General features: G+C 72.9%; 8 protein-coding genes. 3 read left to right on the top strand and 5 right to left on the bottom strand.

All coding sequences use genetic code 11. The features are described 5' to 3' along the window. Positions 1-116 precede the first annotated feature (116 nt). Positions 117-764 (bottom strand): uridine kinase family protein, encoded by a 648-nt coding sequence (locus tag ACOV8S_RS16385; RefSeq protein WP_448318545.1) that lies wholly within the window; start codon positions 762-764, stop codon positions 117-119. Between the two features lie 138 nt (positions 765-902). Further along, positions 903-3,050, bottom strand: coding sequence for a sigma-70 family RNA polymerase sigma factor (locus tag ACOV8S_RS16380; protein ID WP_448318544.1), 2,148 nt, complete (start codon positions 3,048-3,050; stop codon positions 903-905). Between the two features lie 402 nt (positions 3,051-3,452). Between ACOV8S_RS16380 and ACOV8S_RS16375 the strand changes: the two genes are divergently transcribed. Together ACOV8S_RS16375 and ACOV8S_RS16370 are read left to right on the top strand one after the other, a co-directional pair. Then, the gene (locus tag ACOV8S_RS16375) at positions 3,453-4,886 is read left to right on the top strand and encodes an RICIN domain-containing protein (RefSeq protein ID WP_448318543.1); all 1,434 of its coding nucleotides are present in this window, start codon (positions 3,453-3,455) and stop codon (positions 4,884-4,886) included. Positions 4,887-5,035: 149 nt separating this feature from the next. Continuing rightward, complete coding sequence (locus ACOV8S_RS16370) at positions 5,036-5,491, top strand: hypothetical protein (RefSeq protein ID WP_448318542.1); 456 nt, start codon at positions 5,036-5,038, stop codon at positions 5,489-5,491. Positions 5,492-5,645: 154 nt separating this feature from the next. Here the strand turns inward: ACOV8S_RS16370 and ACOV8S_RS16365 are convergent, their stop codons facing one another. The 3 genes from ACOV8S_RS16365 to deoC are packed head-to-tail and all read right to left on the bottom strand — an operon-like array spanning position 5,646 to position 8,939. Beyond that, positions 5,646-6,536, bottom strand: coding sequence for an aldehyde dehydrogenase family protein (locus tag ACOV8S_RS16365; protein ID WP_448318886.1), 891 nt, complete (start codon positions 6,534-6,536; stop codon positions 5,646-5,648). A gap of 7 nt (positions 6,537-6,543) precedes the next feature. Continuing rightward, a complete protein-coding gene (locus ACOV8S_RS16360) occupies positions 6,544-7,980 on the bottom strand; it encodes an aldehyde dehydrogenase family protein (protein ID WP_448318885.1) in 1,437 nt (478 codons plus the stop codon). Then, positions 7,980-8,939 carry a deoxyribose-phosphate aldolase gene (gene deoC, locus ACOV8S_RS16355; RefSeq protein WP_448318884.1) on the bottom strand — a complete coding sequence of 320 codons (960 nt, stop codon included), beginning with the start codon at positions 8,937-8,939 and terminating at the stop codon, positions 7,980-7,982. The genes ACOV8S_RS16360 and deoC overlap by 1 nt, the downstream gene beginning before the upstream one ends. A gap of 118 nt (positions 8,940-9,057) precedes the next feature. On the opposite strand from deoC, the gene ACOV8S_RS16350 reads away from it, so the two are divergent. Beyond that, positions 9,058-9,723, top strand: coding sequence for a PH domain-containing protein (locus tag ACOV8S_RS16350; RefSeq protein WP_448318541.1), 666 nt, complete (start codon positions 9,058-9,060; stop codon positions 9,721-9,723). Positions 9,724-9,794: the final 71 nt, after the last annotated feature.

Raw genomic sequence — 9,794 nt, 5'->3', positions numbered from 1 at the left:
GCCCGGCTGCCCGACGCGGTAGGGCCGCGCTGCCCGCCTCGGCCGGACTCGTCTCACGCGGGTCGGTCGGGGCCCGCCTCGGCCGGGCTCGTGCCACCCGGGTCGGTCGGGCCCGCTCAGCCGGTGGTGGCCCGGGTCCCGCCGGACCGGGCCGTCGCCGCGTCCACCACGGCCGCCACCCGCGTCTCGGCCTCCGGCCGGTCGCAGGGGTACGCCCCCAGCGAGGTCTGCCGCGCCACGATGGTCCGCTCCGACCGCATCAGCCGCCAGCCCCGCCGCAGCAGGAACGGCACCGACTTGCGGCCCTCGCGCAGGTCCCGCAGGAACCGCCGCCGGAAGGTGGTCACCGACCCCCGGGTCAGGCACAGGGCGTCGCCCAGCAGCCCCAGGTCACGGCAGCGGGAGACGATCTCCGCGGCGAAGATGCCCTCCGCAACGAACACCGGCGCCCCGGCGATGTCCAGCTCCGTGCGCCCGGTGCGGGCGCTCAGCGAGATGTCGTACACAGGCACCTCGGTCCGCCCCGTCCGGCACAGCGACTCGATCGCGGCCACCGCGGTGTCCGCGTCCCAGGACAGCGGATGGTCCCAGTCGATGTCCTCGCTCCCGGCCAGCAGCGGCAGCGAGGGGTCGTCCGCCTCCTTGTAGAAGTCGTCCAGCCGCAGCACCGGCAGTCCGGTGGCGGCAGCGAGCAACGACTTCCCGGACCCCGAGGGGCCGCAGAGCAGAACAACACGTGTCGACGAGGAGTACTGGGTGGTCACGAGATACCAGTCTGCGGCATCGAACGCCCCTCGAACGAGTCCGCGTCCCGACTTGGCGCGGACATCACATGGACGCCCGGCCCCGCGACGCTCGTCGCGGCCCCCTCACCGCGCCGTCACCGCGCCGTCACCGCGCCGTCACCGCGACGCCGCCGTCATCGGCGCCCCGACCGTGACGGACGGGTCGCGGGGCCGGAGGAAGGAGGTGCGGGGCAGCGAGCCGTCGGAGCGCCGGGGCCCTTCCGCCTCGCGCGGGTCCTGGGACAGCAGGCCGCCGACGGCCGGCGTGCGCGCCGAGTCCCAGGTGTTGCCCGCGGACCGCACGGACGGGCCCGGGGAGGTCGCGCGGCCGTCGCTCCAGGCGGCGTTCTGCTCGAGGGAGCCGGAGGAGTCGGCGATCCGGAAGCCGGCGAGGCCGTTGCGGTAGGCGCTGTTGCGCACCAGGGTGAGCCGGCCGGTGTTGCCCTCGTCGTTGAAGCCGTACCCCCCGTTGTCCCAGGCCGCGTTGTTACGCGCGGTGTGGGCCACGGCGGCCCGGGTCCGGCCCCCGCCGAAGGTGAAACCGTTGCCGTTGCGGTAGGACCAATTGCCGTCGAGGAGCACCGCGCCGGTGAAACCGCCCAGGTCGACGCCGTCGCCGCCGTTGTCCCAGGTGCGGCAGTGTCGGACGGTGTTGCCGCCGCCCGACCCGAAGACGACCGCGAGGCCCGAGCCGCCCCCGCCAGCCTCGCGGTTGTGGTGGAAGTCGCTGTCCACGACGGTGTTGCCGACCGTGCCGGCGTCCCGGAGGGTCAGCCCCGACTCCGCGTTGTGGTGCATCGTGAGGCGGTCGAAGACGCCGTGCGCGCAGCCGCTGCACACCCAGGCGTGACTGCGCGACCCCCGCACCTCCAGGCCGCGGACCGTCCAGTGGTCGGCGCGCTGGGTCACGGCCCACTTGCCTCCGGCGACCGCGGAGACGTCGAGCACCGGACGTTCGCCGCGGTAGGCGGTCAGCGTGATGGGTTCCTCCGCGGTGCCGTCCGTGTCGATGGTGACGGGGTCGACGGGCCGGTAGGTGCCGCCCCGCAGGAAGACGGTCTGGCCGGGGCGCACCAACCCGACCGCCTTGCCCAGGGTGGCGTAGGGCCGGGCACGGCTGCCGTCGCCCCGCTCGTCCGAGCCGTCCGGCGCCACGAACAGCTCGCCTCCGCCGGCCGGCGCGGGCGACGGGCGACCGGCGCCCCCGGTGGCGGCCGGGGCGGCGCTCGGCGCGGCGCGCGGCGGCGTGTCCGGTTCGGCCGGCTGCCCCCAGGGCAGCAGGACGGCACCGAGCAGTACCGCCGTCGCCGCCGCCGCACCGGCCAGGAGCCTGGGCCGGGGGCTCCGGACGGTCTCGGAGGCCAGGGCGAGCGCGGCTCCGGCCGTGGACGTGGCCGTCCCCGCCTTGGCCAGGACGGCGGCGATCCCGGCCAGCAGCGCCGCGGGCACCGGCAGCACGGCGATGCCGGGCAGCAGCCTCTCGGGCGGGACCAGGCCCTCCTGCGGAGCACCGCAGGCCGGGCAGTCGCGCACGTGCCGCCCCAGACGCTTGCGCCACAGCGCGCTCGGTTCGCCGTCCCAGCCACGGGCGGCGGAGGAGAGGCCGGGACAGCGGGGCACGGCGGCGAGCGCCGACACGATGAGCCGCGCGGTCTGCAGCTGTTCCTTCATCCGCTGCACCCGCACCGCGACGTGCCCGCGCGGCAGGCCCAGGCCGGCGGCGAGTTCGGAGCGTCCCAGCACCCCGGCGGTCTCCTCCCACCAGAGCGCGAGGAGGTGGCGGTCGTCGCGTTCCAGCCACCGGGCGGCCCGGACCAGGTCCCGGCGCTGGGCGGCGAGGACCAGTTCGGCGACGCTCCGTTCGGCGAAGTCGGTCAGCGGGTCGGCCGGTTCGGCGGCCGGATGCTCGGGCAGCGGCTCGCCGGGAGCGTGACGCCGCCGGCGCCGGTGCTGCTGGATCTGGCGGTACGCGATGGCCACCGCCCAGGAACGGAATCGCTCCGGCTGCCGCAGCCGGGGCAGTCCCCGCACGATGCGGAGCATCACCTCCTGCACGAGGTCGTCCGTGTCCGCGTGCCCGTCCAGGGCACGCGCGACGATCCGGTGGAGCAACGGCAGGCAGTCGGTCAGCAGGTGCTCCAGCGCGGCCCGGTCACCGTCCTGGGCCGCCCGTACCAGCGCCGTCTCCTGCGGCGAGCCACCACGCGGCGCGGCGCCGACCCCGGCGCCCGGGCCGGTCTCGCTCCGTGGCGGGACGTGACCCATTGGACCCAACTCCCCCCACCGGCAGGCGAGAAGCCGCCCGCGACCGAACACCCGTCCGCTCGTCGGCCCAGGAGCCTGGCACGGCCGGGGACCGCTTGTAAAGGAAGGGGAAGCGGCGCCTCCAGCGACGGGAGAGGGCCCAGAAGTTTTCTTCCCGGTTTCCGTTATCCGCCGCGCCCCGCCGCATCTACCCCTTCGCCGCGGTGCTTCCCGACCGCCGGCACACCCCACGGCCGGACCCGGCGCGCCCGCCTCCTGGTGGCTCCGACGGGCCCGGCACCGCAGACGACGAAAGGAAACCGACCGATGACACCCGAACCGCCGGTCGAGTCCCCACCCGCGCCGCACCGGTCACGCGGAGCACACCGCCCGTCGCATCGGCGTCGCCCCGGCAGGGGTGCCGTGCTGGGTGCCGCGTTGGCGGTGGTGGCCGCCGGTGTGGCCGGTGCCGTCACGCAGTCGGAGAGTGCGCAGGCGGCGACGCTGCCCGCGGTGGACGCGGCGTATCAGCTGGTGGTGACGAAGTCCGGCAAGTGCGTGGACGTGCCGGGCGCGTCCACGGCGAGTGGGACCAAGCTGCAGCAGTGGGGTTGTACCGATGCCTCGCCCTGGCAGCAGTTCACGCTCAGGTCGGCCGGCAGCGGCGTGTACACGCTGGTCGCGGTCCACAGCGGGCAGTGCGTCGACGTGCCGTCCGGCAGCACCGCCAGTGGCGTCCAGGTGCAGCAGTACGCGTGCGGTGCGGGCAAGACCAACCAGCAGTGGCGCCTGACCGCGAGCGGCACCGGGACCTGGCAGATCATCAACGTCAAGTCCGGTCTGTGTCTCTCGGACCAGAACGCCTCGACCACCAACGGCACGGCGATCATCCAGGAGACCTGCACCCACAACACCAACAAGCAGTGGGCGTTCAAGCCGGTCGCCGGAAGCGGCGGCCGGACCTGGTCGAACACCGCGGACGGCTTCGCCTCCACCGGGGGCGGTACGACGGGCGGCGCGGCCGGAGCGACAGTCACCGTGAAGACGTACGCGGACCTGGTCAAGTACGCCACGGCGAGCGAGCCGTACACGATCAAGGTGGCCGGAGCGGTCACCGTCAGCCCGTACGGCCACGAGATCCCCGTGACGTCGAACAAGACGGTGATCGGCGTGGGGACCTCCGGCGAGATCGTCAACGGCGGCTTCTTCCTCGGTGCCGGGACCCGCAACGTCGTCATCCGCAACCTCACCATCCGCGACACCCGGATGGCCGGCGACGACCCGGACGACAAGGTCTACGACTACGACGGCATCCAGATGGACACCGCCGACCACATCTGGATCGACCACAACCGCATCGAGCGGATGAACGACGGGCTCATCGACAGCCGGAAGGACACCAGCTACCTGACCGTGTCCTGGAACGACCTGGGCGAGGTCAACAAGGCCTTCGGCATCGGCTGGACCGAGAACACCACGGCCCGCATGACGATCCACCACAACTGGATCCACGACACCAACCAGCGCAACCCCAGCATCGACAACGTGGCGCTGGCCCACCTCTACAACAACTACCTGCAGAACATCACCTCGTACGGCAACCTCTCGCGCGGCAGCTCCAGGACCGTGATCGAGAACAGCTACTACGACAACGTGGCCAACCCGTACCACCCCGACACCTCGGCCGCGTCCCTGTCGCAGTCGGGCTCCGTCGTCGTCAACTCCTCCGGCACGCAGCAGACCGGCGGCACCACCTTCGACCCGCGCAGCCACTACGGCTACACGCTGGACGCCGCCAAGGACGTGCCGGCGCTGGTGAAGCAGTACTCCGGGCCGCAGAGCTCCATCGGCCGGTGACGCGGTCCTCGCCGCCGGGCCGCTGCGGGCCCGGCAGCGAGCTTCGTCGAACAGGGCTAGAACACGCAGCAAGCCACTTTGGCCCGCCGCACCCGCTCCACTACGCTTCGTGATTCCCCGGTCACCGAAGAGAACAGGGCCAGAGCACCATGGGACGTCACGCCGCACCGAAGCACCCCCAGCACCGCAGGCACCCGCACGCGAGCGCCGCCCGTGCGGCGGTGGTCCTGGCGGGGGCCGGGCTGGCGCTGGGCGCAGGGGCGGTGGCGGCCTCCGCGGCGCCGGTGCCGGCGGTGCCGAGAGCCGATCAGGTGGAGCCCAAGGTGGCGCTCAGCGTGATCGACCTGAAGACCGGGATGGAGACGCTGAAGAACACCGTCGGGTACACGGTCGGACCGGTCGGGGCGCTGAAGCCGAACCCGCTGGCCGGGACCGGGGTGGACCCGACGGACAACGGGGTGGGCACCCAGGTCGCGGACTTCCAGCCGGTCACCACGAAGACGCTGACCGGCCCGCTCGCGCAGGCGGAGACGATCAACGCGCTGCCCGCGGTGGGTCAGGTCACCGGGATGCTCGGAGGCCTCGCTCCCGCCCCGGCGGTCTGAGCGGCCCGGTCGGTGAGGACCGGGGACGGCCGGGGCGGGAGGGGCGATGCCGGATGCGGGATGTGGGGTAGTTGACCCGCAGCCGGTCCGCGGCTGTGCCCCCTCCCCTCCTGCGGGGGGCGCGCCGCGATCGGTGGCCCGACGGTGACGCCGGTCAGTAGGACGACCCGGAGGCGCCCAGCGAACCGGTCGTGTGCCAGACGGTCTTGGTCTCCAGGAAGGCCGTCAGGCGGTCGGTGCCCGGGGTCGCCGTGAAGTCCTCGCCGGTGCGCGGGCGCAGCACCCGCTTGAGGTTGTCCGCGGCCGCGACCTCCAGCTCGGTCGCGAGCTCCGCGTCCGTGCCGGTCAGGTCGAGGGCGTTGACGTCCATGTGGGAGGCCAGCGTCGGGGCCATCTCCGCCGTGCGGCCGGAGAGGATGTTGACCACGCCGCCGGGGACGTCGGAGGTGGCCAGCACCTCGCCGAAGGACAGGGCGGGCAGCGGGGAGCGCTCGCTCGCGACCACGACCGCCGTGTTGCCGGTGGCGATCACGGGCGCGACCACGGAGACCAGGCCGAGGAGCGAGGACTCCTGCGGGGCCAGCACCGCGACCACGCCGGTGGGCTCCGGGGTGGAGAGGTTGAAGAACGGGCCCGCGACCGGGTTGGCGCCGCCGGCGATCTGGGCGATCTTGTCGGTCCAGCCCGCGTACCAGACGAGGCGGTCGACGGACAGGTCGACCAGCGCGGCCGCCTTGGCCTTGGAGATGCCCTCCGCCTCGGCCACCTCACGGGTGAACTGGCTGCGGCGGCCCTCCAGCATCTCCGCGACGCGGTACAGGACCTGCCCGCGGTTGTACGCCGTGGCGCCCGCCCAGCCGCCGAACGCCTTGCGCGCCGCGACCACCGCGTCACGGGCGTCCTTGCGGGACGACAGCGGGGCGTTCGCGAGCCAGTTCTCGTCCTTGGAGCCCGTCACCTCGTACACCCGGCCGCTCTCGGAACGCGGGAACTTGCCTCCCACGTACAGCTTGTAGGTCTTGAAAACGCTCAGACGCTGTGACATCAGACGCTCAGACATCGAGGTAGGCCTCCAGCCCGTGGCGACCGCCCTCGCGGCCGTAACCCGACTCCTTGTAGCCGCCGAACGGCGAGGTGGGGTCGAACTTGTTGAACGTGTTGGACCAGACGACGCCCGCGCGCAGCTTGTTCGCCACGGCGAGGATGCGGGAGCCCTTGTCGGTCCAGATGCCCGCGGAGAGGCCGTAGGCGGTGTTGTTGGCCTTGGCGACGGCCTCGTCCGGGGTGCGGAAGGTGAGCACCGACAGGACCGGGCCGAAGATCTCGTCGCGGGCGACGGTGTGCGCCTGGGTCACGCCGCTGAAGACGGTCGGCGCGAACCAGTAGCCCGCGGACGGGATCTCGCACGGGGCGGTCCAGCGCTCGGCGCCCTCCGCCTCGCCCTGGTCGGCGAGGGAGGAGATCCGGGCCAGCTGCTCGGCGGAGTTGATCGCGCCGATGTCGGTGTTCTTGTCCAGCGGGTCGCCCAGACGCAGGGTGGAGATGCGCTGCTTGAGGGCGTCGAGCACCTCGTCGTGCACCGACTCCTGCACCAGCAGGCGGCTGCCGGCGCAGCAGACCTGGCCCTGGTTGAAGAAGATGCCGTTGACGATGCCCTCGACGGCCTGGTCGATCGGCGCGTCGTCGAAGACGATGTTGGCGCCCTTGCCGCCGAGCTCCAGGGTGAGCTTCTTGCGGGTGCCGGCCACCGTGCGGGCGATGGCCTTGCCGACGGCGGTGGAGCCGGTGAAGGCCACCTTGTTCACGTCCGGGTGGGCGACCAGCGCGGCGCCGGTGTCGCCGTAGCCGGGCAGGATGTTGACGACGCCCTTGGGGAGGCCCGCCTGGCGGCAGATGTCCGCGAAGAACAGGGCCGACAGCGGGGTCGTCTCGGCCGGCTTGAGGACGACCGTGTTGCCGGTGGCGAGCGCCGGGGCGATCTTCCACGCCAGCATCAGCAGCGGGAAGTTCCACGGGATGACCTGCGCGGCCACGCCCAGCGGCTTGGGCGCCGGACCGTAGCCGGCGTGCTCCAGCTTGTCGGCCCAGCCCGCGTAGTAGAAGAAGTGCGCGGCGACCAGCGGGAGGTCGGCGTCGCGGGTCTCCTTGATCGGCTTGCCGTTGTCCAGGGTCTCCAGGACGGCCAGCTCGCGGGAGCGCTCCTGGACGATCCGCGCGATGCGGAACAGGTACTTGGCGCGCTCGCTGCCGGGCAGCGCGGACCAGCCCTCGAAGGCGCGGCGGGCGGCGGCGACCGCGCGGTCCACGTCGGCCTCGCCGGCCCGGGCCACCTCGGAGAGGACCTCCTCGGTGGAGGGGGAGACCGTCTTGAAGACGCGGCCGTCGGCGGCCTCGGTGAACTCGCCGTCGACGAACAGCCCGTAGGACGGGGCGATGTCCACCACCGAGCGGGACTCGGGCGCCGGTGCGTACTCGAAAGTCATGGGGATCAGTCCACCGTCACGTAGTCGGGGCCGGAGTAGCGGCCGGTGGCCAGCTTCTGCCGCTGCATCAGCAGGTCGTTGAGGAGGGAGGAGGCGCCGAACCGGAACCAGTGGTTGTCCAGCCAGTCCGGGCCCGCCGTCTCGTTGACGATGACCAGGAACTTGACCGCGTCCTTGGCGGTGCGGATGCCGCCGGCCGGCTTCACGCCGATCTGGACGCCGGTGCGGTCCCGGAACTCGCGCACGGCCTGCAGCATCAGCAGGGTGTTCGAGGGGGTCGCGTTGACCGCCACCTTGCCGGTGGAGGTCTTGATGAAGTCGGCCCCGGCGAGCATCGCGAGCCAGCTGGCGCGGCGGATGTTGTCGTACGTGGACAGCTCGCCGGTCTCGAAGATCACCTTGAGGCGGGCGGCGTCGCCGCAGGCCTCCTTCACGGCGGTGATCTCCTCGAACACCTTGAGGTAGTGCCCGGCCAGGAAGGCGCCGCGGTCGATGACCATGTCGACCTCGTCGGCGCCCGCGGCCACGGCGGCGCGCACGTCGGCCAGCTTGACCTCCAGGGGCGCGCGGCCGGCGGGGAAGGCGGTGGCGACGGAGGCGACCTTCACCGAGGAGCCGGCGACGGCCGCCTTGGCGACCTCGACCAGGTCCGGGTAGACGCAGACCGCGGCGGTGGAGGGCGCCGTGCGGTCGGTCGGGTCGGGCAGGACGGCCTTGGCGCCGAGCGCGCGGACCTTGCCGGGGGTGTCGGCGCCCTCCAGCGTGGTCAGGTCGACCATGGAGATCGCCAGGTCGAGGGCGTACGCCTTGGCCGTCGTCTTGATGGACCGGGTGCCCAGGGCCGCGGCCCGGGCCTCCAGGCCGACCGGGTCCACGCCGGGGAGCCCGTGCAGGAAGCGGCGCAGCGACGCGTCGGACGCGGCGACGTCGGTCAGTGCGTGGGTCGGGGAGGGTGTTGTCGACATGGTCACCAGGCGAGCATATCTACGCGTGTAGCTGCTGCCCAGTCCTCAAGGTCTCCATCCGGTTCCGGATCGGTCGCGGGGCGGAGGAGAGCGGTCGTGGTCAGGCACAATCGACATCATGAACACGAGCCCCACGGCCCCCACCAGTCCTGACACGGTCTACCGGTCCCCGATGGCCCTGGCCGGCGGTGTGCTGACGCTGCTCGTCGTCGTCGGGCTGTCCGTCGACGCGTTCCTGCACGGCTCCGCGCGGGCCGTCTGGACGGCGGTGGGCGTGCTGCTGCTGGTGGTGCCGGTGGTCGTCGCCTTCACCTTCCGCCCCGCGGTGCTCGCCAACGAGGAGCGGCTGCGGGTGCGCAACCCGCTGCGGATGATCACGCTGCCGTGGGGTCAGGTCGCCGGGTTCCGGTCCGCGCTCTCGCACGAGGTGCTCACCGAGGACGGGCGGAAGTTCGAGCTGTGGGCGCTGCCGGTGTCCCTGCGGGACCGGCGCAAGGCACTCCGCAAGGCGCAGGTGGCGGAACGGCCGGGACGCCGGAACCGCGGGCCGGGCGCCGCGCCGGCCGGCCTGGGGGCCCCAGGCGCCGCGGGTCCCGGCGGGGTCGTCGACGAGCCGCCGCAGCGGGGCACCGACCAGATCGTGGGGGAGCTCCGCGAGCGCTGGGAGCGCCAGGTGAAGGTCTCCACCGCCCAGGGCGAGGTCACCGTGCGCTGGGCGTACGAGCTGATCGCCCCGGTGGCCGCCGGCCTGATCGTCCTCCTGGTCCTCCAGCTCACCGGCTGACGGATTGCGCTTGAGGGTGAGTCCTGGATTTGCTGCTCCAGCAGCAAATCCAGGACTCACCTGCATACGGC

The sequence above is a fragment of the Streptomyces sp. CO7 genome (assembly GCF_053474865.1).
Note: the sequence above shows the minus strand (reverse complement) of the source record. Positions and strands in the feature narration are given on the sequence as shown.